At 61.3% G+C, this 24,866-nt stretch carries 26 protein-coding genes, 1 pseudogene and 2 riboswitches; of the genes and pseudogenes, 16 read left to right on the top strand and 11 right to left on the bottom strand.

The window, feature by feature from the left end:
- The first annotated feature begins 21 nt into the window (after positions 1–21).
- The 7 genes from sufB (at position 22) to sufA (ending at position 6,181) form a co-directional block, all read left to right on the top strand.
- Positions 22–1,491 (top strand): Fe-S cluster assembly protein SufB, encoded by a 1,470-nt coding sequence (gene sufB / locus NE852_RS11100; protein WP_008526074.1) that lies wholly within the window; start codon positions 22–24, stop codon positions 1,489–1,491.
- Between the two features lie 57 nt (positions 1,492–1,548).
- On the top strand, positions 1,549–1,890 hold the full coding sequence (locus NE852_RS11095) for a GIY-YIG nuclease family protein (protein WP_008526076.1): 342 nt from the start codon (positions 1,549–1,551) through the stop codon (positions 1,888–1,890).
- Positions 1,891–1,992: 102 nt separating this feature from the next.
- A complete protein-coding gene (gene sufC / locus NE852_RS11090) occupies positions 1,993–2,748 on the top strand; it encodes a Fe-S cluster assembly ATPase SufC (protein ID WP_008526078.1) in 756 nt (251 codons plus the stop codon).
- A gap of 25 nt (positions 2,749–2,773) precedes the next feature.
- A complete protein-coding gene (gene sufD / locus NE852_RS11085) occupies positions 2,774–4,048 on the top strand; it encodes a Fe-S cluster assembly protein SufD (RefSeq protein ID WP_008526080.1) in 1,275 nt (424 codons plus the stop codon).
- A gap of 12 nt (positions 4,049–4,060) precedes the next feature.
- Entirely contained in the window at positions 4,061–5,302 is a 1,242-nt protein-coding gene (locus NE852_RS11080; RefSeq protein ID WP_008526082.1) for a cysteine desulfurase, read from the top strand.
- 12 nt (positions 5,303–5,314) lie between these two features.
- On the top strand, positions 5,315–5,695 hold the full coding sequence (locus NE852_RS11075) for an SUF system Fe-S cluster assembly protein (RefSeq protein ID WP_008526084.1): 381 nt from the start codon (positions 5,315–5,317) through the stop codon (positions 5,693–5,695).
- Between the two features lie 93 nt (positions 5,696–5,788).
- On the top strand, positions 5,789–6,181 hold the full coding sequence (gene sufA / locus NE852_RS11070; RefSeq protein WP_008526086.1) for a Fe-S cluster assembly scaffold SufA: 393 nt from the start codon (positions 5,789–5,791) through the stop codon (positions 6,179–6,181).
- Between the two features lie 68 nt (positions 6,182–6,249).
- Here sufA and NE852_RS11065 read toward each other — a convergent pair whose 3' ends face one another.
- The 5 genes from NE852_RS11065 to gcvT form a co-directional block, all read right to left on the bottom strand.
- On the bottom strand, positions 6,250–6,555 hold the full coding sequence (locus tag NE852_RS11065) for a flagellar basal body rod protein FlgC (RefSeq protein WP_008526087.1): 306 nt from the start codon (positions 6,553–6,555) through the stop codon (positions 6,250–6,252).
- Between the two features lie 153 nt (positions 6,556–6,708).
- On the bottom strand, positions 6,709–7,749 hold the full coding sequence (locus tag NE852_RS11060; RefSeq protein ID WP_008526088.1) for a GH25 family lysozyme: 1,041 nt from the start codon (positions 7,747–7,749) through the stop codon (positions 6,709–6,711).
- 341 nt (positions 7,750–8,090) lie between these two features.
- Positions 8,091–10,955 carry an aminomethyl-transferring glycine dehydrogenase gene (gcvP, locus tag NE852_RS11055; RefSeq protein ID WP_008526089.1) on the bottom strand — a complete coding sequence of 955 codons (2,865 nt, stop codon included), beginning with the start codon at positions 10,953–10,955 and terminating at the stop codon, positions 8,091–8,093.
- On the bottom strand, positions 10,955–11,317 hold the full coding sequence (gene gcvH, locus NE852_RS11050; RefSeq protein ID WP_008526090.1) for a glycine cleavage system protein GcvH: 363 nt from the start codon (positions 11,315–11,317) through the stop codon (positions 10,955–10,957). The genes gcvP and gcvH overlap by 1 nt, the downstream gene beginning before the upstream one ends.
- A 27-nt stretch (positions 11,318–11,344) precedes the next feature.
- On the bottom strand, positions 11,345–12,481 hold the full coding sequence (gcvT, locus tag NE852_RS11045) for a glycine cleavage system aminomethyltransferase GcvT (protein WP_008526091.1): 1,137 nt from the start codon (positions 12,479–12,481) through the stop codon (positions 11,345–11,347).
- Positions 12,482–12,557: 76 nt separating this feature from the next.
- Positions 12,558–12,639: riboswitch (glycine riboswitch) on the bottom strand.
- 3 nt (positions 12,640–12,642) lie between these two features.
- Positions 12,643–12,731, bottom strand: a riboswitch (glycine riboswitch).
- Positions 12,732–12,888: 157 nt separating this feature from the next.
- Here gcvT and NE852_RS11040 point away from each other — a divergent pair.
- Positions 12,889–13,269 carry a hypothetical protein gene (locus tag NE852_RS11040; RefSeq protein WP_258156514.1) on the top strand — a complete coding sequence of 127 codons (381 nt, stop codon included), beginning with the start codon at positions 12,889–12,891 and terminating at the stop codon, positions 13,267–13,269.
- A 73-nt stretch (positions 13,270–13,342) separates the two neighbouring features.
- Positions 13,343–14,395: a copper chaperone PCu(A)C gene (locus NE852_RS11035; protein WP_258156513.1), complete on the top strand. Its 1,053-nt coding sequence runs from the start codon at positions 13,343–13,345 to the stop codon at positions 14,393–14,395.
- A gap of 75 nt (positions 14,396–14,470) precedes the next feature.
- On the opposite strand, the gene NE852_RS11030 is transcribed toward NE852_RS11035, so the two are convergent.
- Positions 14,471–14,737, bottom strand: a complete 267-nt coding sequence (locus NE852_RS11030) for a hypothetical protein (RefSeq protein ID WP_037171257.1) — start codon at positions 14,735–14,737, stop codon at positions 14,471–14,473.
- 121 nt (positions 14,738–14,858) lie between these two features.
- Here NE852_RS11030 and crcB point away from each other — a divergent pair, with 121 nt between their 5' ends.
- From crcB to NE852_RS10995, 7 genes are all read left to right on the top strand, one after another.
- A complete protein-coding gene (crcB, locus tag NE852_RS11025; RefSeq protein WP_008526101.1) occupies positions 14,859–15,236 on the top strand; it encodes a fluoride efflux transporter CrcB in 378 nt (125 codons plus the stop codon).
- A gap of 87 nt (positions 15,237–15,323) precedes the next feature.
- Positions 15,324–16,316, top strand: a complete 993-nt coding sequence (locus NE852_RS11020) for an RluA family pseudouridine synthase (RefSeq protein WP_008526103.1) — start codon at positions 15,324–15,326, stop codon at positions 16,314–16,316.
- Entirely contained in the window at positions 16,313–16,966 is a 654-nt protein-coding gene (locus NE852_RS11015) for an HAD-IA family hydrolase (protein WP_008526105.1), read from the top strand. The genes NE852_RS11020 and NE852_RS11015 overlap by 4 nt, the downstream gene beginning before the upstream one ends.
- A gap of 9 nt (positions 16,967–16,975) precedes the next feature.
- Positions 16,976–17,761 (top strand): ATP12 family chaperone protein, encoded by a 786-nt coding sequence (locus NE852_RS11010; protein WP_258156512.1) that lies wholly within the window; start codon positions 16,976–16,978, stop codon positions 17,759–17,761.
- Positions 17,762–17,827: 66 nt separating this feature from the next.
- A complete protein-coding gene (locus tag NE852_RS11005; protein ID WP_258156511.1) occupies positions 17,828–18,286 on the top strand; it encodes a hypothetical protein in 459 nt (152 codons plus the stop codon).
- Between the two features lie 25 nt (positions 18,287–18,311).
- Positions 18,312–19,844 carry an acyl-CoA carboxylase subunit beta gene (locus NE852_RS11000; protein WP_008526123.1) on the top strand — a complete coding sequence of 511 codons (1,533 nt, stop codon included), beginning with the start codon at positions 18,312–18,314 and terminating at the stop codon, positions 19,842–19,844.
- Between the two features lie 138 nt (positions 19,845–19,982).
- On the top strand, positions 19,983–20,375 hold the full coding sequence (locus tag NE852_RS10995; protein ID WP_008526126.1) for a DoxX family protein: 393 nt from the start codon (positions 19,983–19,985) through the stop codon (positions 20,373–20,375).
- Between the two features lie 45 nt (positions 20,376–20,420).
- Here the strand turns inward: NE852_RS10995 and sugE are convergent, their stop codons facing one another.
- From sugE to NE852_RS10970, 5 genes and pseudogenes are all read right to left on the bottom strand, one after another.
- Positions 20,421–20,735 carry a quaternary ammonium compound efflux SMR transporter SugE gene (sugE, locus tag NE852_RS10990; protein ID WP_008526128.1) on the bottom strand — a complete coding sequence of 105 codons (315 nt, stop codon included), beginning with the start codon at positions 20,733–20,735 and terminating at the stop codon, positions 20,421–20,423.
- A gap of 164 nt (positions 20,736–20,899) precedes the next feature.
- Positions 20,900–21,367 (bottom strand): YaiI/YqxD family protein, encoded by a 468-nt coding sequence (locus NE852_RS10985; RefSeq protein ID WP_008526130.1) that lies wholly within the window; start codon positions 21,365–21,367, stop codon positions 20,900–20,902.
- 10 nt (positions 21,368–21,377) lie between these two features.
- Positions 21,378–21,852, bottom strand: a pseudogene (locus NE852_RS10980) (GNAT family N-acetyltransferase).
- A 138-nt stretch (positions 21,853–21,990) separates the two neighbouring features.
- Positions 21,991–24,000: an acetyl/propionyl/methylcrotonyl-CoA carboxylase subunit alpha gene (locus NE852_RS10975; protein ID WP_008526135.1), complete on the bottom strand. Its 2,010-nt coding sequence runs from the start codon at positions 23,998–24,000 to the stop codon at positions 21,991–21,993.
- A gap of 90 nt (positions 24,001–24,090) precedes the next feature.
- Positions 24,091–24,795, bottom strand: coding sequence for a hypothetical protein (locus NE852_RS10970; RefSeq protein WP_008526136.1), 705 nt, complete (start codon positions 24,793–24,795; stop codon positions 24,091–24,093).
- Positions 24,796–24,866 lie beyond the last annotated feature (71 nt).

Below are 24,866 nucleotides of genomic sequence, written 5' to 3'. Positions count from 1 at the left end.
CCGGCGAGATTGGAGAATGAAATGGCTGCGGTGCAGGAAACAATCGACCAGGTTCGCCTGATCGATGTCGACCAGTACAAATACGGTTTCGAGACCGTCATCGAGATGGACAAGGCGCCGAAGGGCCTGTCCGAGGATATCATCCGCTTCATTTCGGCCAAGAAGCAGGAACCGGAATGGATGCTGGAATGGCGTCTGGAAGCCTATCGGCGCTGGCTGACGCTGGAAGAGCCGACCTGGGCGCGCGTCAACTATCCGAAAATCAACTTTAACGACATCCACTATTACGCCGCGCCGAAGAGCACGCCCGGTCCGAAATCGCTCGACGAGGTCGATCCCGAGATCCTCAAGGTCTACGAAAAACTCGGCATTCCGCTGAAGGAGCAAGAGATCCTGGCGGGTGTCGAGAAGCCGAGGATCGCCGTCGACGCCGTCTTCGACAGCGTCTCTGTGGTCACCACCTTCAAGGAGGAGCTGAAGAAGGCCGGCGTGATTTTCATGTCGATCTCGGAAGCGATCCGCGAGCATCCGGACCTGGTGCGGAAGTACCTCGGCTCCGTCGTGCCGACGAGCGACAACTATTATGCGACGCTGAACTCGGCTGTTTTCACCGACGGTTCCTTTGTGTTCGTGCCCAAGGGCGTACGCTGCCCGATGGAGCTGTCCACCTATTTCCGCATCAATGAGAAGAATACCGGCCAGTTCGAGCGCACGCTGATCATCGCGGAAGAAGGCGCCTACGTCTCCTATCTCGAAGGCTGCACCGCACCGCAACGCGATGAAAACCAGCTGCATGCCGCCGTGGTCGAACTCGTCGCCCTCGACGATGCCGAGATCAAATATTCCACCGTCCAGAACTGGTATCCGGGCGACAAGGAAGGCAAGGGCGGCATCTATAACTTCGTCACCAAGCGCGGCGATTGCCGCGGCAACCGGTCGAAGATCTCGTGGACGCAGGTCGAAACCGGCTCGGCGATCACCTGGAAATATCCGTCCTGCATCCTGCGCGGCGACGACAGCCGCGGCGAGTTCTACTCGATCGCGGTTTCCAACGGCCATCAGCAGATCGACAGCGGCACCAAGATGATCCATCTCGGCAAGAACACGTCGAGCCGCATCGTCTCCAAGGGCATCGCCGCCGGTGTTTCCAACAACACCTATCGCGGCCAGGTTTCGGCTCACCGCAAGGCGTCGAACGCCCGCAACTTCACGCAGTGCGATTCGCTCCTGATCGGCGACAAGTGCGGCGCCCATACCGTGCCCTACATCGAGGCGAAAAATTCGACGGCGCAGTTCGAGCACGAAGCGACGACCTCGAAGATCTCCGAGGACCAGCTGTTCTACTGCCTGCAGCGCGGCATCCCCACCGAAGCGGCGATCGCGCTGATCGTCAACGGCTTCGTCAAGGAAGTCCTGCAGGAACTGCCGATGGAATTCGCCGTCGAGGCGCAGAAGCTGATCAGCATCTCGCTTGAGGGGAGCGTGGGTTAAGTACGGCTCCGTCATCCTCGGGCTTGTCCCGAGGATCTGCCGTGGCCAGAGGAGAAGATGAGCGGTTTCGTCTACATGATGTCCGACAAGCCACGTGGCGTGATCTATACCGGCGTCACTAGCGATTTACACGGACGCATTTGGGAACATCGCAACGAAATCCAGAAGGGTTTTACGCAGAAATACAGAGCAAAAAACCTCGTCTGGTTTGAGCACCATCCGAATATCGTGTTGGCGATCCAGCGGGAAAAGTCTCTGAAGCGCTATATGCGTGAATGGAAAATCAAGCTCGTAGAGGAACTCAATCCGACTTGGATGGATCTCTACGAGCGGATCGATGAGATCGAGAATATCTATCGACCGCATCCGAATACGCGGGAGTGGAGCGATTACAATTGACGGCTTAGATCCTCGGGACAAGCCCGAGGATGACGGATCGAGACCGGTGCGAACGGTCAATTAAGCGGCTTTTGAAACCGCTGAATGAATAGGAAAAACGAAATGCTTGAAATCAGAAACCTCCATGCCCGCATCGCCGAAGACGGCACCGAGATCATCCGTGGCCTGAACCTGACGGTGAAGGCTGGCGAAGTTGCCGCGATCATGGGGCCGAACGGCTCCGGCAAGTCGACGCTCTCCTATGTGCTGTCCGGCCGCAGCGACTACGAGGTCACCGAGGGCGACATTCTTTATAATGGCGAGAGCATTCTCGAACTCGATCCGGCCGAGCGTGCCGCCAAGGGCATTTTCCTTGCCTTCCAGTATCCTGTGGAAATTCCGGGTGTCGCCACCATGCAGTTCCTGAAGGTTGCGATGAACGAGCAGCGCAAGGCGCGCGGCGAAGACGAGCTGACGACGCCGGACTTCATGCGCCGTGTCAAGGATGCTGCCGGCAAGCTGCAAATCAATACCGAAATGCTGAAGCGTCCGCTCAACGTCGGCTTCTCCGGCGGCGAGAAGAAGCGCGCCGAAATCCTGCAGATGGCGCTGCTCGAGCCGCAGCTCTGCGTGCTCGACGAAACCGATTCCGGCCTCGATATTGACGCGCTGAAGATCGTCGCCGACGGCGTCAACGCGCTGCGTTCGCCGGATCGCGCCGTGGTCGTCATCACCCACTACCAGCGCCTGCTTGATTACATCGTGCCTGATACCGTCCACGTGCTCTACAAGGGCCAGGTGATCAAGTCGGGCGACAAGACGCTGGCGCATGAGCTTGAGGCCAACGGCTATGCCGACATCATCGGCGCGGCAGCCTAAGTTTCGGGCGGAAAGGACGATGTCCATGAACATGCAGACGACGAGCCGCCTGACCGCGGCCGAGGCGGCGCTGATCGAGGCCTTCAACCAGCAGATCGGCGAGCTGCCGGGCAATGGCGCCGTGACGGCGCTACGCGATCGCCTTCTCGACGACCTGAAGAAGGCCGGCCTGCCGACGCGGCGCATCGAGGCCTGGCATTATACCGACCTCAAGAATCTCCTGCGCACCGTCCCACCGCAGGCGGGTGACGCCGGCTCGGAGGCTTTGGAGCCGCTCGTTACGGGCTCCTCGGTGCTGGCGGTGATCCAGGGCCATTCCAGCCAGAAGGCTGCCGCCGACGGCCTCGGTATTTCGGCCTATTCCGAACATCTGATCAACGGCTCGACCGCGGACGGCCTGGATGCACTCGGTTCCGATGACGCGATCGGCCGTATCAACGGCAGCTTCGTGCGCGACGGCTATGTTGTGGACGTGCCTGCCGAAACCGTGCTCGAAGAGCCGCTCGAAATCCAGTTCATCCATGCCGGCGGCCAGATACATACGCGCCTTCCCGTCTCCTTCGGCCCCGGCGTCAAGGCGACCGTCATTGAACGTCACCGCGCGGTGACTGGCGATGCCGCTTTCGTGTCTCATGTCAGTGACATCACAGTCGGCGAGGGTACGGAGTTGACCTGGATCATCCTGCAGCAGCAGGGCGCCGAGGATACGCATCTCGGCCAGATCCGCGTCGATCTCGGGGCCGATGCCAAGCTTCGTCTGTTCGTCATCAATGCCGGCGGCAAGATGGTGCGCCAGGAGCTGCATATCAAGGTGACGGGCGAGGGCGCGGATCTCACGCTGCGCGGCATCAACCTGCTTGGTGCCGAAAGCCATACCGACGTGACGATGGTGCTCGGCCACGACGTGCCGCATACCGGTTCGACCGAAGTGATCCGCAACGTCGTCTTCGACCGTGCCAAGGGCGTTTTCCAAGGCATGATCCGGGTCGCGCCCGATGCGCAGAAGACCGACGCCAAGATGGCCTGCAACACACTGCTGATGTCTGATGATGCCGAGTTCTCGGTCAAGCCCGAGCTCGAGATCTTCGCCGACGACGTCCAGTGCGGCCACGGTGCGACGGTGACCGATATCGACGCCAATCATCTCTATTACATGATGGCGCGCGGCATTCCGGAGAACAAGGCGCGGGCGATGCTCGTCAACGCCTTCGTCGCCGAAATCGTCGAGGAACTGGAAGACGAGGCCCTGGTCGAAGCGCTGGAAGGCGTGATCTCGGCCTGGCTCGAAAAGCACGCCTGATCGGATATGTCGATGGACAAGACAACAGCGGCCACGCAATACGACGTCGAAGCCATCCGCCGGGATTTTCCAATCCTCGGCGAGAAGGTGTATGGCAAGCCGCTGGTCTATCTCGACAACGGCGCATCAGCTCAAAAGCCGCAGGTGGTGATCGACGCCATCTCGCATGCCTATAGCCACGAATACGCCAATGTGCATCGCGGCCTGCACTATCTGTCCAATGCCGCGACGGACGCATACGAGGCGGCGCGCGAGAAGGTTCGCCGCTTTCTCAATGCTCCTTCTGTGAACGACATCGTCTTCACCAAGAATTCGACGGAAGCGATCAACACGGTCGCCTATGGCTGGGGCATGCCTAAGATCGGCGAGGGCGACGAGGTCGTTCTGACGATCATGGAGCACCACTCCAACATCGTGCCTTGGCACTTCATCCGCGAGCGGCAGGGCGCGAAGCTCGTCTGGGTACCGGTCGATGACGAAGGTGCTTTCCATGTCGAGGATTTCGAGAAGAGCCTGACGGAGCGCACCAAGCTCGTCGCCATCACCCATATGTCGAATGCGCTCGGCACGATCGTTCCCGTCAAGGAAGTCTGCCGCATCGCTCGTGAACGCGGCATTCCGGTTCTGATCGACGGCAGCCAGGGTGCAGTACACCTGCCCGTCGACGTGCAGGACATCGATTGCGACTGGTATGTGATGACCGGCCACAAGCTCTACGGCCCGTCGGGCATCGGCGTGCTTTACGGCAAGAAGGAGCGGCTGCAGGAGATGCGCCCGTTCCAGGGTGGCGGCGAGATGATCTTCGAAGTCGCCGAAGATGTTGTCACCTATAATGATCCACCGCATCGCTTCGAGGCCGGCACGCCGCCGATCGTGCAGGCGATCGGGCTTGGTTACGCCCTCGACTATATGGAAAAGATCGGCCGTGAGGCGATCGCCCGCCATGAGGCCGATCTGGCTGCCTATGCAGCCGAGCGTCTCAGATCGGTCAATTCGCTGCGGATGTTCGGGACGGCGCCCGACAAAGGGAGCATCTTCTCCTTCGAACTCGCCGGCATCCATGCCCACGACGTCTCGATGGTGATCGACCGGCAGGGTGTTGCGGTGCGCGCCGGCACGCATTGCGCCATGCCGCTCTTGAAACGCTTCGGCGTGACATCCACATGCCGTGCATCCTTCGGGATGTATAATACCCGCGCCGAGGTGGATGCCCTGGCCGATGCGCTTGAATATGCGCGCAAGTTCTTTGCTTGAGGAGTGTCCGTGATGAGCCTGGACGACAGCGAACAAAAGATCGACGTGCGCGAAGGCATCGTGCATTCCAGCATCCCGGCCGATGAGCTGGCGCGGCTCAGCGACGACGTCATCAGCGCGTTGAAAACCGTCTACGATCCGGAAATTCCGGCCGACATCTTCGAGCTGGGTCTGGTCTACAAGATCGACATCGAAGACGACCGGATGGTGAAGATCATGATGACATTGACCGCGCCCGGCTGCCCGGTCGCCGGCGAGATGCCCGGCTGGGTCGAAAACGCAGTCGGTGCCGTCGAAGGCGTATCGGGCGTCGAGGTTGCCATGACCTTCGATCCGCCATGGACGCCGGACCGCATGTCCGAAGAAGCGCAGGTCGCCGTCGGCTGGTATTGAGGGAGCCGGTATTGATCCGTTTACCTCGGAAGACTACATTTTGAATCACGAAGCGCCGGATCTTGACCCCGGTTGCGGAAGGAGAATGAGCCGATGGGCTTTGCAGTGATGAGCATGACGGACGGCGCTGCGGCGCGCGTCAAGGCGATCGTCGAGAATTCGGGGCCTGGAGCCAAGGGTGTGCGCGTCGGCATCAAGAAGGGCGGTTGCGCCGGGATGGAATATACCATCGACCTGGTGACCGAGCCCAATGCCAAGGACGATCTGATCGAGCGCGACGGCGCGAAAGTCTGGGTCGAACCCTCAGCCGTGCTCTATCTGCTTGGAACCGAAATGGGTTTCGAGCAGACGACACTGCGCTCCGGCTTCACCTTTACCAATCCGAACCAGACATCGGCTTGCGGTTGCGGCGAATCGGTCGAGCTGAAACCCGCCGATCTCGCGGCCCTTGCCGCACAGCGCCAAAGCGAGCCGGTACATTCCTAGATCATGAGTTGGCGGGGGACACTCCGCCTGAGCTACACATATCGGTACAACAACCTGCCGAAGGGTGCTCAGTCGCGCTTGATGCTCATGAGCATTTCCCACATATCGGCGCCGGTCTCGAAGACTGCGGCGTTCGCCTGATAGCTCTGCTCGGCTTCTGTCATGTCGGTCAGCTCGGTGGTGGGATCGACATCCGATGCCGTCGGCTCGACGATGGCCTGAACGCCGGTCGGCTCTGTTGATGTGAGGCTGGTGTTCAGCCTCGCATAGCCTGGCGTGCTGATGTTTGCGACGTTATTGGCAATCGCACCGATCCGCGTGCTCTGTGCTCGCATTCCCGAAAGCGCCGTGCTGGTAATGCCCGATATACTCATCAGCCGTTTTCCCTGAACTGGACGAAATTCTTGTACATGCAAGGGCTTAGGGAATGCTGAAGCCGTTGCGTTAGCAAAGGCCTACAGGCTGCGCCTTTTACTGCTGCGCCTGTATCGGCTTGGCACGGAACAGGATCGGTGGGGCCGCTTTCGCTATCGCGTGGCCACCCAGTCGTGCCAGTCGCTTTCATTGCCGTTGAACACATTGAGATCGATCTTGCCGTCGACGCCGTCGGAGAGGCCGGAGCCGGAATACTGCCAGAAGAGCCATTTGCGGCCCGGATAGACCTTGGAAGGGTGGGCAGCGACCGAGCGCAGCCAGAAGGGATAATTGAGCAGTTCGCCCTTCAGATTGTCGCGGTAGAAATCCGGAGCGGTGTAGATGATCGGGCGTTGGCCGTAATGGCGCTCCACCTTGTCCAGGAATACCTGCATCTTCTCGAGAACGCGTGCGCGGGAGATCCTTTGCTTGCAGCTCGATTCGCCGTTCCATTCGACGTCGATGACGGGCGGAAGCGCGTTGGCTTCCTTGGGAACATTGCGAATGAACCAATCGGCCTGTTCGCCGGCGGTCCGGCACCAGTAGAAGAAGTGATAGGCGCCGTGCTTCATGCCGGCTTCCTTGGCGCGGCCCCAGTTCTTCTTGAACATCGGGTCGAGGTGGTCACCGCCGTCGGTCGCCTTGATGTAGACGAAGTTCGCACCCTGCTTTCGCAGCGTCTCCCAGTCGATCTCGCCCTGCCAGCGCGACACGTCGACGCCATGCACGGCAAGCTTTCTCGGTGAAGTCCTGCCGAAGTTGATCGGCTTTGCATCGCGGAAACGGTGGCTGTAGATTCGTGAGCGTGTCGGCGATTTCGTGTCCGCATCGGGATCGACATCCGGGGCATCGGGCATCAGCATCGCAACCGGCCGTTCCGTCGGCATCGGCATTCCAACCGGCCTGTCCGCGGGCACAAGCGCTTGCGGCTCCGGAACCGGCCCTGTCCAGCTCGGCGCCTGCTGCGGCGGGCTTGCCTGCGGCGCAGGCCCGCCCACGGCTGCCGCTGGTATCGGGCCGTTCGGCTTGCTGATGGCATTGGTGGTTTCCGACGACGCTACAGGGGTGAGCACATCTTCGGCGCCGGAGCTTGTGGAGCATCCCGACAGAATCAGGGCGGCGAGGAGAATTGCTGGCACAGCCGATGGACGCATGAGAACCTGCACGCAAAACAAAGATCGATGGCAACATCCATGCTGAATGGAGACCGCCTATTCTGAATTGCTAACAGAGACTTGCTAAGAAAGGTTAAATTTGAATCCAACGCCCTGAAACGGGGATTGTCGTGTCCGTCAGGCCCCGCTCGCGGGCCAAGGGACATATGCCGCAGCTTTGCGATTCCCTCTTCTCCCCGATGGGGAGAAGAGAATATGACGCATCGTTTCCGTTCCTCGCTGGCTCCTGCAGGGCACTAGTCGCGAACCGGACAGCCCTGACTCAAGGGCGAGAGTGACGCGGGAGTAAAGACGAGGTTTGTCAAAAGCCGAGCCGAATGTTACTCCGCGGCCTCCGCATAGCTTTCGACCGGCGGGCAGGTGCAGATGAGGTTGCGGTCGCCGTAGACGTTGTCGACGCGGTTGACCGGGGACCAGTATTTGTCAACGCGGAAGGCACCGGGCGGGAAGCAGGCCTGCTCCCGGCTGTAGGGCCGGTTCCATTCGCCGACGAGGTCTTCCACCGTGTGCGGTGCGTTCTTCAGCGGATTGTCGAGCTTGTCCATGCGGCCCTCTTCGATGGCGCGGGCTTCTTCGCGGATCGCCAGCATCGCATCGCAGAAACGATCGAGTTCCGCCTTGGTCTCGCTCTCCGTCGGCTCGATCATCAGCGTGCCGGCGACCGGCCAGCTCATGGTCGGCGCGTGGAAACCGCAGTCGATCAGCCGCTTGGCGACGTCGTCGACGGTGACGCCGGCGCTGTCGACCAGCGGGCGCGTGTCGATGATGCATTCATGCGCCACACGGCCGGTCTTCGACTTATAGAGCACGTCATAGGCGCCCTTCAGCCGGGCGGCGATATAGTTGGCATTGAGGATCGCCACCTTGGTCGCCTGCGTCAGGCCTTCGCCGCCCATCATCAGGCAGTAGCTCCAGGAGATCGGCAGGATCGAAGCCGAGCCGAAGGCGGCGGCTGACACCGCGCCCGGACGGCCGTCCGTCTCGGGATGGCCGGGCAAGTGGGGCGCCAGATGCGCCTTGACGCCGATCGGGCCCATGCCGGGGCCGCCGCCGCCATGCGGAATGCAGAAGGTCTTGTGCAGGTTGAGGTGGGAAACGTCGGAGCCGATGTCACCGGGGCGGGACAGGCCCACCATGGCGTTCATGTTGGCGCCGTCAAGATAGACCTGTCCACCATTGGCATGGACGAGATCGCAGATTTCCTTGACGGTTTCCTCGAACACGCCGTGTGTTGAGGGGTAGGTGATCATGCAGCAGGAGAGGTTTGCCGCATGCTCCTCAGTCTTGGCGCGGAAATCGTCGAGATCGATGTCGCCATTCTCGCGCACCTTCACGACCACGACCTTCATGCCGACCATCTGGGCCGAAGCCGGATTGGTGCCGTGCGCCGAGGTCGGGATCAGGCAAACGTCGCGGTGACCCTGGCCGTTCGCAATGTGGTAATTGCGGATCGTCAGCAGGCCTGCATATTCACCCTGCGCGCCGGAATTCGGCTGCATGGAGAAAGCATCATAGCCGGTGACGGCGCAGAGCTTCGCCGTCAGATCGTCGATCATCTCGCGATAACCGAGCGCCTGGTCTGATGGTACGAAGGGATGGATATCCGAAAATTCCGGCCATGTGATCGGCAGCATTTCCGCCGTCGCATTGAGCTTCATCGTGCAGGAGCCGAGCGGAATCATCGAGCGGTCGAGCGCGAGATCGCGGTCGGAGAGCCGGCGGATGTACCGCGTCATCTCGCTTTCGGCGCGGTTCATGTGGAAGATCGGATGCGAGAGGTAGTCGCTGGTGCGCAGGAGACCCTTCGGCAACCGATAGGACGGCTCGAAGTTGGCGACGGCGAAATTGCCGCCGAAGGCGCGCCAGACGGCTTCCAGCGTTGCGGGGCGCGTGCGCTCATCGAGCGACATGCTGATCTTCGTTTCGCCGACCTTGCGCAGATTGACGCCTTCGGCGACGGCGGCGCGCAGGATGAGACCCTGCATATGGCCGACATCGACGGTGATCGTGTCGAAGAAGCTCTCCGGTTCAACCTTATAGCCAAGCTTTTCCAGGCCCTTGGCCATTAGCACGGCTTTCTGGTGGACCTGCTGGGCAATTGCCTTGATGCCGTTCGGGCCATGGAAGACGGCATACATCGAGGCCATGACGGCGAGCAGCACCTGGGCGGTGCAGATGTTCGACGTCGCCTTTTCGCGGCGGATGTGCTGTTCGCGCGTCTGCAGCGACAGGCGGTAGGCGCGGTTGCCGCGGGCATCGACGGAAACGCCGACGAGGCGCCCGGGCATGGAGCGCTTGTAGGCGTCCTTGACAGCCATATAGGCCGCGTGCGGGCCGCCGTAGCCAACGGGAACGCCGAAACGCTGCGACGAGCCGATGGCGATATCGGCGCCCATTTCGCCCGGTGACTTCAGCAGCGTCAGCGCCAGGATGTCGGCGGCGACGACCGATATGGCGCCGGCCTGGTGCAGGCGCGCGATCAGGCCGGTGAAATCATGCACGTGACCGTGCGTACCGGGATACTGGAAGATCGCGCCGAAGACGTCGACCGGATCGAGATCGGTAAAGGGATTGCCGACGATGACGCTCCAGCCGAGGGGCTCGGCGCGGGTGCGGATGAGGGCGATGCTCTGCGGATGGCAGTCGGCATCAACGAAGAAGGCCTTGGCCTTCGACTTGGCGACGCGCTCGGCGATCGCCATGCCTTCGGCGGCGGCGGTCGCCTCGTCGAGCAGTGAGGCGTTGGCGACGTCGAGTCCCGTGAGGTCACAGATCATCGTCTGGTAGTTCAGCAGCGCCTCGAGACGGCCCTGGCTGATCTCCGGCTGATACGGCGTATAGGCCGTATACCAGGCGGGGTTTTCCAGGATGTTGCGCTGGATCACAGGCGGCGTGATCGTGCCGTAGTAACCTTGGCCGATCAGGGAGACCAGCACTTTGTTCTTGTTGGCTGTCTCGCGCAGCTTGTCGAGCGCCTCGCGCTCGGTCATCGGTGCGCCCCAGGCGAGCGGCGCCTTCTGGCGGATGGCGGGCGGCAGCGTCGCGTCGATCAGCCCGTCGAGGCTCTTATAGCCGATCACCTTCAGCATATCGGTCATCTCAGTCGGCGAAGGGCCGATGTGACGGCGATTGGCGAAATCGTAGGGCTGATAATCGGTGAACTGGAATTCTGTCGGCGTCGTCATTACGCGGTGAGCTCCTTGTAAGCGGCCTCATCGAGCAAAGCGTCGGCATCGGAAAGGTTCTTGAGCTTGAGCTTGAAGAACCAGCCGGCGCCCTGAGGATCGGAATTGACGAGCGAGGGATCGGCGACGATCGCCTCGTTGACAGCGGTAATTTCGCCATCGAGCGGACAATAGACTTCGGAGGCTGCCTTGACGGATTCGACGGTCGCCGCGTCATCGTTCTTGGCGAAGCTCTTGCCGACTTCCGGCAGTTCGACGAAGACGAGATCGCCGAGCTGTTCGACGGCATAGGTGGTGATGCCGACGGTCGCGACATCGCCGTCGAGTTCAAGCCATTCATGTTCAGCGGTAAATTTCAGCATGGAAATATCCTCTCGGGAAACTGGGTTTCAGCGTTTGTAGGTCGGCGTAACGAAGGGCAGGGCGGAGACGGTGACGGGCAAAAACTTGCCGCGCACCTCGGCATAGACAAGGCTTCCGACTGCGGAATGGGAGACGGGGACGTAACCCATGGCGACGGGGCCTTCGACACTCGGGCCGAAGCCGCCTGAGGTGACTTCGCCGATTTCGACCTTGCCCTCGGCATCAGCATAAAGCTTGGCATGGCCGCGCACCGGTGCCTTGCCTTCCGGCTTCAGGCCGACACGGCGGCGCGCAGCACCGTTTTCGAGTTCGGAGAGGATGCGGCCGGAGCCGGGGAAGCCGCCGGCGCGTGCGCCATTGCCGCGCCGCGCCTTCTGCATCGCCCATTCCAGTGCCGCCTCGACCGGCGAGGTCGTGGTGTCGATATCGTTGCCGTAGAGGCAGAGGCCGGCTTCCAGGCGCAGGGAGTCGCGAGCGCCGAGGCCGATCGCCTGAACGTCGGGATGTTCGAGCAACCGCATGGTGACATCCACCGCCTTGTCCGACGGAACGGAGATTTCGAAGCCGTCCTCACCACTGTAGCCGGAGCGCGAGACCAGGCAGGAAACATCGTGTAGCCGGCAGTGGCGCACATCCATGAATTTCATCGCGGCGACGTCGGCCCAGAGTTCGGCAAGAACCTCGACCGCGCGTGGTCCCTGCAGCGCAATCAGGGCGCGGTCGAGAACGGTGATGTCGCACTGGTCGCCGATATGGGCCTGGAGATGAGCGACATCCGCCGCCTTGCAGGCGGCGTTGACGACGACGAAGAGGTGGTCGTCAAGATGAGTGATCATCAGGTCGTCGAGAATACAGCCGCTATCGTCAGTGAAGAAGCCGTAGCGCTGGCGGCCTTCGGCAAGGCCCAATATGTCGACGGGAACCAGGCTTTCGAGCGCAAGTGCTGCGTCCTCGTAGCGGCCCGACTTCGCCTTCACGATGACCTGACCCATGTGGGAGACATCGAAGACACCGGCTTCGGCGCGGGTGTGAAGATGCTCCTTCATGACGCCGGCGGGATATTGCACCGGCATGTCGTAACCTGCGAACGGCACCATGCGGGCGCCGAGCGAAAGATGCAGGGCATGCAGCGGGGTTTTCTTCAGGGCAGCGGTATCGTCCAAAAGACGCCTCCGGGGTTTGCGCCTTCTCAATAGGGCGCGGGCTCAAATCTGAAGGCGCGGCTGCGCACTTCTCTCCTGAGCCCCCTCTGTCCTTGGCGCCTGAGATTGTTATCCCTTCGGCGAGCGTTTCGAGAACGCTTCTCTCCAGAGTTCCGTCTGCCCCTTGCTGGTCCTTTTGCCTGAGAGTTTCCGGGGCGGTTGCTCCTTCGGCACCGGTGGCGAAAGCACCGGATTCTCCCAACAAGGTTGGCGCAATTATCCGGCGAGCGCGGCACTTGGCAAGGCCAAATGTCGTGACCTGACAAATTTTTGTCGCCATACTGAGGGGCAAGCCCGATCCGCGGCAAATCTGCTTTTGCATTCAGCGGGGAAACCGGCTATCGCGACATGCTGTTGAAGGGGATCTCATGCGGCAGACTGAACTAAAAGCGAAGCTCTTCCTGCGCATGCTTTGCGCATTGAGCCTGCTTTTGCTCGGCTTTGCCCACCAGGCGCCGCAGGCCGTCGCCGGCGAGGGCTACCATGCCGCCGCCTATATGCTGCCGGACGGCACCTTTGCCTCGCTTTGCGTGACGATCAAGGATGAGGGCGGCAAGACCGTCGGGTTCAAGCCGAATTGCGAAGCATGCCGGCTATCGGCCTCAGTCATCCTGCCGACGCCGGATGCAGGCTCGTGGCTTGAGCGCAAGCTCGCCTCGCTCACCAATTCACCGATCGAAACCGCCGCGATCGTCGGCGCAAGCGCCGTCAGCCGGCCGAATTCCCGCGCGCCTCCGATTCTCGCCTGATCTTTCTCCGCAATCCGAACGCAACATGCCGGTCCGCCTGAGAAAAGTGCCGCGGCCGGCGAGGAGATATCCGATGAAAACGATCAAGACCGAGACTATCAAGACCCTGGGATTCGCCGTCCTCTTTTCCGCCACCGCCGTTGCCGGTGCCGAGGCGCATGTCAGCTTCCTCGACAAGCAGGCGAAACAGGAAACCACCATTCTCGCCACGCTGCAGATGCCACATGGCTGCGACGGTAAGGCGACGACGGAAGTGCGGGTCAAGCTGCCGGAAGGCTTCGTCTTCGCCAAACCGCAGCCGAAGGCCGGCTGGGAGCTCGAGGTGATCAAGGGCGATTACCAGAAGACCTACGACAATCACGGCGACAAGGTGAAAACAGGCGCGATCGAAATCCGCTGGAAGAACGGCAATCTCTCCGACGATTTCTACGATACCTTCGTCATCCAGGGGAAGGTTTCCGGCGTCGAGGCAGGCACCTCGCTCGCCTTTCCGGTGACCCAAATGTGCGGCGATACGGTCCAGCCCTGGGATCAGGTGGCGCCGGAGGGAGGCGACGCGCATAGCCTCAAGAGCCCGGCGCCGCTGTTGAAGGTCGTGGCCGGCGAAGATCATGGCCACGATCACGACGACATGGCCGGCATGGTAATGACCGGTAAAACCGGCATGGACATGACCGGTAAAACCGGCATGGATATGAGCGGTATGCCGGGGATGGCGGCGGCAGTGCCGGCTGGCGACACGGTCAAGGCCGGCGACCTCGAAATCTCCGGCGGCTTCGCCAAGGCGATGCTGCCCGGTCAGCCGGTCGGCGGCGGCTTTTTCACGGTGAAGAACAATGGCAAGGCGGATGACCGCCTGATCTCGGTGACATCACCCGCAGCGGGTGAGGTTCAGATCCATGAAATGGTGACGAAGGACAATGTCATGCGGATGCGCCAGTTGAAGGACGGCATCGCCATTGCCGCCGGCCAGACGGTCAAACTGGAGCCCGGCAACCTGCATCTGATGTTCCAGAAGGTGACGACGCCGTTCAAGCAGGGCGCCACCGTGCCGGTGACGCTGACCTTCGAGAAGGCAGGCAAGGTCGACCTCGTGTTGCAGGTGCTGTCGGCCCAGGGCAAGTAACAGTCATTCGATCCATATAGAAAGGCCCGCGGTTGCGATTGCAGCCGCGGGCCTTTTACTGAAAAGGCGATCGTCTCAGAAGTCTTCGTAGGATTGCAGCGCCTGCTTCAGGCCGGCCTGCGGCTGGCGGTTGCCCTTCGCCATCAGGTCCAGCGCCACTTCGGTCGATTGGATGATGCTGGAGGGCTCGTCGGCCTCCTCGGTGCCTTCTGCCTTCAATTGCCGGTCGGCGAGGCGGCGAGCATCGCGCGCGGCGGTGCTCGTCGCGATACGCTGGGGGATTCTCAGCGATTCGAAGGCAATGGCGGCGGTGTTCGCCGATATCGACAGGAGCTGGGTCATGTCATTGTGATAAAGGCATGATCTTGGCGCCTGCATAAGAAAATCATTCACATTTTACCGGATGGTAAGAATTCTCGGAGACGTGATTGGAATCGCTTTCGAACTTCGGTAAATCCAGCTCATGATCCAGGCTCTCCTCGTCGCCGTCGGCGGCGCTATCGGTTCCGTCCTCAGATATTATGTCGGCCAGTGGGCATTAAAGCTGATGGGCCCGGCCTTTCCTTGGGGCACACTCGCCGTCAATGTCGTCGGCTGCTTCGTCATCGGCGTCTTCGCCGAACTGATCGCACGGAAATTCAATGCCTCGATGGAACTGCGCCTGCTGTTGATCACCGGCTTTCTCGGCGGTTTCACCACTTTCTCGGCCTTCTCGCTCGATGCCATCTCGCTGTTTGAGCGCGGCGAGGCCGTCGCCGGCGGCGCCTATATCGTCGCCAGCGTCGGGCTTTCGATGGCGGCGGTGTTTGCCGGGCTCGCCATCATGCGCGCTTCGGTCTGATTCCGGTTTCCGTTTTGCATGAAAATGCTCTAAGGCTGCGGCAAGAACGCCGGCTTGGCCCGCGCTGCAATTTCCGAGAGACTATTCATGGCTGGCATAGAACATATCAAGGTTGAACCTGACGAGGCGGGCATGCGGCTCGATCGCTGGTTCAAAGTGCATTTTCCCGGGCTCGGCTTCGGGCCGCTCCAGAAGCTCCTGCGCTCCGGCCAGGTGCGTGTCGACGGCGGACGGGTGAAATCGGATGCGCGCGTGCAGCCCGGCCAGACGGTGCGCGTGCCGCCGCTCGATGTCGATGCGAAACTGAAATCCGGACCGATCGCCGGCAAGGATCTCAAGCATTCCACAGATTTCGACCTGCTGTCGCGCATGGTGCTGCACGAGGATGAAAAGGTAATCGTGCTCAACAAGCCGCCCGGCCTAGCCGTACAAGGCGGCTCCGGCGTCGCCAGGCATATCGATCAGATGCTCGAAGCCTGGACCAGCCCGAAGGGCGAGAAGCCGCGGCTCGTCCACCGCCTCGACCGCGATACATCGGGCGTTCTCGTCATCGCCCGCACCCGCGGCGCCGCGCAGAAGCTGACGGCCGCTTTCCGCGAACGCGACACGAAGAAGACCTACTGGTCACTGGTCAGGGGCGTGCCGCGCAAGCACGAGGACAAGATTTCGACCTGGCTCGTGAAGGAACCCACTGCCGATGGCGACCGCATGCGCATCGCCAAGCACGGCGAAGAAGGCGCCGATCACGCCGTCTCCTTCTACCGCGTGCTCGAAACCGCCGCCCAGAACCTCGCCTGGCTCGAGATGGAGCCCTATACCGGCCGCACCCACCAGCTGCGTGTGCACGCGCTGCACATCGGCCATCCGATCATCGGCGATCCGAAATATTTCATCGACGATCCGAACTGGGATTTTCCGGGCGGCATCCAAAAGCGCCTGCATCTGCATGCGCGTCACATCGATATTCCGCACCCTTCCGGTGGGCGCCTGCGCGTCAGCGCGCCGCTGCCGCCGCATATGGTGCAGACCTGGAATCTCCTCGGCTTCGATCTTTCCAACGCTGAAATGGACGACGAATGAAACTGGTCCTCTTCGATTGCGACGGCACGCTGGTCGACAGTGCCGGGCTGATCCACGAAACCATGCGCCGCACCTTCGAGAAATTCGGCAAGCCGGAGCCTCGATTTGAGGACACCAAGGCCATTATCGGCCTGTCCCTCGATATCGCAATCGCCCGCATGCAAGGAAGGCCGCATATCGAGCAGGACGATATCGACATGACGGCGCACTACAAATCGCTGTTTTCGGTCGTGCGTAGCGATCTCGATTATAGGGAGCCGCTGTTTCCCGGCATTCGCGAGATGATCGACGCGATCAGCGGGCGCGAGGATCTGCTGATCGGCGCGGTCACGGGCAAATCGCGGCGCGGGCTAAACCTCGTGATGGAGACGCATGGCTTCGACGAGCATTTCATCGTTGCGCGTACCGCCGACGATTGCCCCTCCAAGCCTCATCCGGCCATGGTGACGGAATGCTGCGACGAAACGGGCATGAATGCCGCCGACACCATTGTCATCGGCGATGCGGTTTACGATATGCAGATGGCAAAGGCTGCCGGCGCAAAGGCGATCGGCGTTGCCTGGGGCTATGCCAGTGTGGATGAGCTGATCGCCAACGGCGCCGACGCGATCGCCTATCATCCGAATGAGATATTGCGCCATTTTACCTGAGGTGAGCCCATGCGCGACCTGCTGAACGACCTTTCCGAAGGCCTGAGCCATCCCGATCCCATCCGCCGTGCGCAGATCCAGATGAAGAAGCCGCTGCCGAAGCGCTTCTATACCGAGGTCGGCATTGCCGAGCATGAGGGCGGTTTTGCGATCACGCTCGACGGCAAGATGGTGCGCACGCCGGCCCGGCAGGTTCTCGCCGTGCCGACCGCGGCGCTTGCCCGGCTCGTAGCAGCCGAATGGGAGGCGCAGGCCGAAGTCATCGACCCCGTCACCATGCCTGTAACGAGGCTGGTCAACACAGCGCTCGACGGTATCGTTTCCAACACGCAGGCGATCTTCGAGGATATTCTGCGCTTTTCCTCGAGCGACCTGCTCTGCTATCGCGCCGACGGGCCGGAACGGCTGGTGGAGCGCCAGGCAGAGCGCTGGGATCCGATCATCGACTGGGCCGCGAACGATCTCGGCGCCCGCTTCATCCTCGTCGAAGGCGTGATGCACCACGAACAACCGCGTGAAGCGACCGCCGCCTTCGCCGTCACGCTGGCGCGGCATGAGAGCCCGCTGGCGCTCGCCTCGCTGCACACGATCACAACGCTGACCGGCTCGGCGATCCTGGCGCTCGCTTTTGCCGAAGGCAGGTTGGACATGGAAGAGGTATGGTCGCTGGCTCATCTCGATGAGGACTGGACAATCGAGCATTGGGGAAGCGACGAGGAGGCCGAAGAACGGCGGGCGACGCGCTTTGCAGAGTTCAAGGCGGCGACGGACGTTTTTTTCGCCCTAAGCGCCTGAAACATATTGCCTTCCCAGACATTATGACGAAATCTGCGACTCCAATGGGGAATGCGGGATTTTGTAATGAATTGGCTGAGGTCGTGTTTTTGCCGAGCCGCACTCGTCTGTGTCATGCTCACGGCCTGCGTCAGCCTCTCGGCCAATAAACCTGAGGCGCCGGTCTACGATGTGCGAAGCGCCGTCGTCCTTTCCGGCCCAAACATGCCGGCCGAATTGCTTTCCGGCATCAACGACCGCGTCAATGCCGCAATCAACGCCACCGTGCGCGACACCGTGCTGCCGCGGGTGGTGTTGACGATCCGCGTGGTTTCCATCCAAAAGGGGCTCGGCTTCCAGAACGATCGCAACGTCACCAAGATCAGCATCGACGCGGCCTCGGTCGAAGACGGCTCGGTCATCGCGGTCAGCGCTTTCGACGTGACCAGCATTGCCGCCGATCCGAAGCTTGCCGACGAGATCATGGCCGAGGATGTCGCGGCCCGGATCCGTTCTGTATTTTCGCTCAGCGGACGTGGCCGCTAGCGCATTAGCGGCGAGGAGGGATCGCATGAAGGAAATTCTCGAAGAACTGGAACGCCGCCGCGGCGTCGCTCGCCTCGGCGGCGGCAAAGAGCGTATCGACGCTCAGCACAAGCGCGGCAAGCTGACGGCGCGCGAGCGTATCGACCTCTTCCTCGACGAAGGCTCCTTCGAGGAGTTCGACATGTTCGTCGAACACCGCTCCACCGATTTCGGCATGGACAAGAGCCGTATTGCCGGCGACGGCGTTGTCACCGGCTGGGGCACGGTCAACGGCCGTACCGTCTTCGTCTTCGCCAAGGACTTCACCGTCTTCGGCGGCTCGCTTTCGGAAGCGCATGCCGAAAAGATCATGAAGGTGCAGGACATGGCGCTGAAGAACCGCGCGCCGATCGTCGGCATCTACGATGCGGGGGGCGCCCGCATCCAGGAGGGCGTGGCGGCGCTCGGCGGCTATGCCGAGGTATTCCAGCGCAATGTGCTCGCCTCCGGCGTCATCCCGCAAATCTCGGTCATCATGGGCCCGTGCGCCGGCGGCGACGTCTATTCGCCTGCCATGACCGATTTCATCTTCATGGTGCGCGACAGCTCCTATATGTTCGTCACCGGTCCCGACGTGGTGAAGACGGTCACCAACGAAACCGTCACGGCCGAGGAACTTGGCGGTGCGACCGTGCATACGACGCGCTCCTCGATTGCCGACGGCGCTTATGACAATGATGTCGATACACTGTTGCAGGTGCGCCGGCTCATCGATTTCCTGCCGCAATCGAACACATCGCCGGTGCCCGAGATCGAATGTTACCAGTCGGTGACCGATATCGACAATTCGCTCGATACGCTGGTGCCGGCCAGCGCCAACAAGCCTTACGACATCAAGGAACTGATCCGGAAGGTGGCGGACGAGGGGGATTTCTTCGAGATCCAGGAAAGCTTCGCCAAGAACATCGTCTGCGGTTTCGGCCGCGTCGAAGGCTCCACCGTTGGTTTCGTCGCCAACCAGCCGATGGTGCTCGCAGGCGTGCTCGACAGCGACGCCTCGCGCAAGGCGGCCCGCTTCGTGCGCTTCTGCGACTGCTTCAACATTCCGATCGTGACCTTCGTCGACGTGCCGGGTTTCCTGCCGGGCACGGCGCAGGAATATGGCGGTCTGATCAAGCACGGCGCCAAGTTGCTCTTCGCCTATGCGGAGGCGACGGTGCCGAAGCTTACCGTCATCACCCGCAAGGCCTTCGGCGGCGCCTATGACGTGATGGCGTCGAAGCATCTGCGCGGCGATCTCAACTATGCCTGGCCGACGGCGCAGATCGCGGTGATGGGCGCCAAGGGCGCGGTCGAGATCATATTCCGCAAGGATATCGCCGATCCCGAGAAAATCGCCGCACATACGAAAATGTACGAAGACCGTTTTCTCTCGCCCTTCGTCGCCGCCGAGCGCGGCTATGTCGACGAGGTGATCATGCCGCATTCGACCCGGCGGCGGCTGGCGCGCGGGCTAAAGATGCTACGCAACAAGGACCTCGCCAATCCCTGGAAGAAACACGACAACATTCCGCTCTGACATTGCCGCCGAATAAAGCCGCGCGGTCAGGTGTTTGCCCACTGTCGAAAAAGTGAACGGCCGTCAGCGATCCGTGTGTTCAATCCCTGACGCGGACGGGCTAACGGTCGGCTCTTATTCTTTTAAAGGAGAGGTTTAATGTCAACTTTCGAGCGTCTTGCTGCCTATCGCCCCTATGGGCTGGCCGCTCTCAGAATCATCACCGCGCTGCTGTTCATCGAGCATGGCACGATGAAGCTTTTCGGCTTCCCGGCTTCGCAGATGTCTGGCTCGCTACCGCCGCTGATGCTTTTCGCAGCACTTCTCGAGTTGGTCGGCGGCATCCTCATTCTCGTCGGTCTGCTGACGCGGCCTATCGCCTTCCTGCTGGCGGGTGAAATGGCGGTCGCCTATTTCATGGCGCATGCTCCGAGCAGCTTCTTTCCGGCCGTCAATCAGGGCGACGCCGCAATCCTGTTCTGCTTCGTTTTCCTCTACCTGTTCTTCTCGGGTCCCGGCGCTTTTGCCGTCGACAATCGCAAGACGGCCTGATGCAAATCGGCTGCGGGGCGATTTAGCCCCGCAGCGTTTTCCTGCTCAAGCGGTGAGCTTGAGACCGGCGATTCCGGCGACAATCAACGTGATGCAGGCAAGGCGGGAGACACTTGCCGAATCGCCGAGCAGCCAGACGCCGAGAAGCACGGTGCCGACCGTGCCGATGCCGGTCCAGATCGCGTAAGCAGTGCCGATCGGCAGGTGCTTAACGGCAAGACCGAGCAACACGACGCTGACCACCATTGAAATAACGGTCAACGCGGTCGGCAGCGGCCGCGTGAAGCCCTCGGTATATTTAAGGCCGATGGCCCACCCACATTCGAAAAGACCAGCGAGAAAAAGCAGAAACCAGGCCATACGCCTCTCCTTGTTCAAGAGCGAGGCCGTCCCCGCGACGTTGCATCCCCAGGACGCCGCAGTCGTCTGCGATAGCGCCTATATGCGTTGGAGAACGGTCTTGTTCAAGGTAGGAATCGGCGTGGCTGCCATGCCACCCGTATCTTGCCGGCCTCTGAGGAAGATTACGGCTGGCTGCCGGCCTCAGCGGAAAGGTTCTTGGCGCGGCGGCAGAGGCGATCGAAGGTTTCGAGGAATCGCGAGCGGTCCTTCGGGCTGAAGGCGGCATTGTAGCCCTTGCTCTCGCCCGTCTCACGCAGATGCGCACCGAGATCCCGCATGGCGCTCGCCATGCCGATATTGGTCTCATCGAAGACGCGTCCGGTCGGACCGCTGACGAAGGCGCCGGCAGCGACGCAGCGCACCGCGAGCGGCACGTCGGCGGTGACGACGACATCGCCCGTCCCGGCATGCTCGGCGATCCAGTTGTCGGCGGCATCGAAGGCGTTGGAGACGATGACGTTGTGGACCATCGGGTCACGCGAGGGACGCAGGCCGGAATTGGCAACGAAGGTGACCTCCAGGCCATGGCGCTCCGCGACCTTCAGGACTTCCGGCTTTACCGGGCAGGCATCGGCATCGACGTAGATCATGGCGATACCCTCATGCCGGCTGCGTGACCGGCTGGCGGACCATATCGATATGGGAAATGCCGTCTTCCAGATATTCCTCAGACGTGCCGATAAAGCTGAAAGATTTCGTAGAAACGTCGCAGATGAGCCTGCGCCGACAAGGCGATCGGGTTTGCCGGAAAAAGCCGCTCGCAGGCGGTAATCGCTTCGCTCATCAATGCATCGCCAAGCCGCTTTCCGCGATGGGCGGGCGAGACGACGACGCGGCCGATCTTTGACGGATCCTGCGGTTCATGTGGCTTCAAAATCCGCGCCGAGGCCAGCAGTTCGCCGTCGTCCAGCAGGCGTAGATGCAGGGCATCGACATCCTTGCCATCAAGTTCCGGATAAGGGCAGTTCTGCTCGACGACGAAGACGTCGACGCGCATTCTCAGAAGGTCGTAAAGTTCGCGCGCGGAGAACTCGTCGAAACCCTTGAGGTCGGTCGTGTAAATCGTCGGAGCCATCGATAGAACCACGCTGCGGATGTCCTCGCCGGAACACATGGGCCGAGGTTGTTCGTATATGTACGACGGGACCGCTGACTTCAAGCGAGGAATGCTGGGGCTGACCCGCGCCTTGCCTCGGGGCGAACTCGTTCTGGCTCAGGCGAACTCCATGATCACGGCATCGACGGCCAGGCTTTCGCCGGGCGCTGCATTGATCTTCGAGACGACGAGATCGCGTTCGGCGCGCAGCACGTTTTCCATCTTCATCGCCTCGACGACCGCCAGCGTCTCACCAGCCTTGACCTCCTGGCCCTCGGCAACAGCGATGGCAACAACAAGGCCTGGCATCGGGCACAGCAGGAGCTTGGACGTGTCGGGCGGAAGCTTCACCGGCATCAACCTGTCGAGCTCCGCATGACGCGGCGAAAAGACCTTGGCGGTCACCGAAAGCCCCTGCCAGTCAATGCGCAAGCCGTTAAGAACGGGACGGATCTGCGCGGTGACATCGAGGCCGCCGACCTTGCCGTTCCAGACCGGGTCGCCTGGTCTCCAATCGGTGACGACACCTGAATGTTCGCCCTCTATCGCCATGTCCATGTCGAAGGGGATGGTGACGAGGCCGTCGAGCAGCTTGGCGGCGACATATCTTTCCCCTAACTTGATCACCCATTCCTCGTGCAGCGCGGCGGATGCGGCGCGCAGACGATCGGCGAAACGTTCCCGGCGGTTCGTCTCGATCAGGAGGGCGGAGAGGGCGACGGCTGCAAGTACCGCCTCTTCCGCTTTGTCCGGCTTCATCGGCGCGAAGCCCTCGGGATATTCCTCGGCAATGAAGCCGGTCGACAGTCGTCCCTCACGCCAGCGCGGATGTTTCATCAGCGCCGAGAGGAAGGGAACATTGTGCTCGATTCCATCGACGACGAAACCGTCGAGCGCACGGCCCATGGCGTCGATCGCCTCGCTTCGCGTCGGCGCCCACGTGCAGAGCTTGGCGATCATCGGGTCGTAATACATCGAGATTTCCGCACCTTCGAAGACGCCGGTATCGTTGCGGACGACGACATTGCCTGTCCTGCCTTCCGCCGGCGGGCGATAGCGCGTCAGGCGGCCGATCGACGGCAGGAAGTTGCGGTAAGGGTCTTCGGCGTAGAGCCGGCTTTCGATCGCCCAGCCATCGAGCCGGATATCCTCTTGCCCGAAAGGAAGCGGTTCGCCAGCGGCGACGCGAATCATCTGCTCGACGAGATCGATGCCGGTGACGAGCTCGGTCACGGGATGCTCGACCTGCAGGCGGGTATTCATTTCGAGGAAATAGAAATTGCGGTCGCGGTCGACGATGAATTCGACGGTGCCGGCGCTCTGGTAGTCAACCGCTCTCGCAAGCGCCACCGATTGCTCACCCATGGCTCTGCGGGTCCTTTCGTCGAGGAAGGGCGAGGGCGCCTCTTCGGCCACCTTCTGGTTCCGTCGCTGGATCGAGCATTCGCGCTCGCCGAGATAGACGACGTTGCCATGCGAATCGGCCAGCACCTGGATCTCGATGTGGCGCGGCTCGACGACGAACTTCTCGATGAAGACGCGGTCGTCGCCGAAGGAGCTTTTCGCTTCCGAGCGGGCGCGCTCGAATCCATCACGCACTTCCGCCTCGTTCCAGGCGATGCGCATGCCCTTGCCACCACCGCCGGCGGAGGCCTTGATCATGACGGGATAGCCGATGCCGCCGGCGATCGTTTCCGCATGGGCGGCGTCCTCGATGACGCCGAGATGGCCGGGCACCGTCGAGACACCGGCGGCATTGGCGAATTTCTTTGATTCGATCTTGTCGCCCATCGCCATGATGGCCTTGGGCTTGGGGCCGATGAAGACGATGCCCTGCTTTTCCAGTTCGGCGCAGAAGGAAGCACGCTCGGAGAGGAAACCATAACCGGGATGCACCGCCTCGGCGCCCGTCGCCTTGCAGGCGGCGATGATCTTCTCGGCAACGAGATAGCTTTCAGAGGCGGCGGCAGGGCCGATATGAACGGCTTCGTCGGCCATCTCGACATGCAGCGCGTCCCGATCGGCGTCCGAATAGACCGCAACGGTCGAAATGCCCATGCGGCGCGCAGTCTTGATCACGCGGCAGGCGATCTCGCCGCGATTCGCGATCAGGATTTTCTTGAACATCGAGACTCCACCCAGAAATGCGTTCCGAAGTTTTACGCACAAAACACCGGAACGCACAATCAGGCTTGAGGCGGGTCACGTTTCGAGGCGTCAGGCGACGGCGGCTTCCACGACGGGTTCCTCGTCGACGATGCGCAGCCAGCGGCTGCGCCGCGGCTCGGGACGGTCGCGCAGCTCAACGGCGGTCATGATGCCGTCCCAGTGCGGATGATTCGCACCGGACAGCGTTGCCTGCTCGATCTGTTGGAGCACACCATATTCGGCCGGCGAGACGGCGATGACGCCGCCGACGGAGGTGCGTCTGAAGACGCGCATCGCAAAGTCGACGTCCTGGCGGGTGATGTTTCTGCGGTCTGCGGCGCGCGACAGCTTGTAGCCACCGATGCTATCGGTGATCGCCAGTCGAAGCTGATCGAGGACAAGAGCTCTCAGTTCACCCGGGACATCGGCCGAAATCTCTGTGATGTGGAGAATGAGCTCGAGTTCCAGCGCCGAGTTGACGACGCCGTCGGTCGTGAACATGCGCATGATCCAGGCGACGTTGATTTCATCAAGCGAGCCCTGGGGATAGGTGTGATTGACGATAAAACCGGCGAGTTGCTCCACGAAGAAAGCATTCCACTCGACACATTTTTCAGGGCAGGAATTGTTGAGCGCCAACATCGCCACGACATCCTGGGATGTCCGGATACCTTCCTGAAAGGCATGTTTGCGCAGCAGCACTATATCTTCGGCCGTCAGCCGATGCTTACCGGCCACGACACAGGCCGGAAAAGCGAGACGGAATTCGCTCATGTTTTAACTCCAGGCTTCATCATGAAGCCGGAGATTGTTTTACCTTCTGCGAATTTACGATCCCTCAAGAA

Origin of the sequence: Rhizobium sp. Pop5, assembly GCF_024721175.1 — a bacterium.
Taxonomy (GTDB): Bacteria; Pseudomonadota; Alphaproteobacteria; order Rhizobiales; family Rhizobiaceae; genus Rhizobium.
Note: the sequence above shows the minus strand (reverse complement) of the source record. Positions and strands in the feature narration are given on the sequence as shown.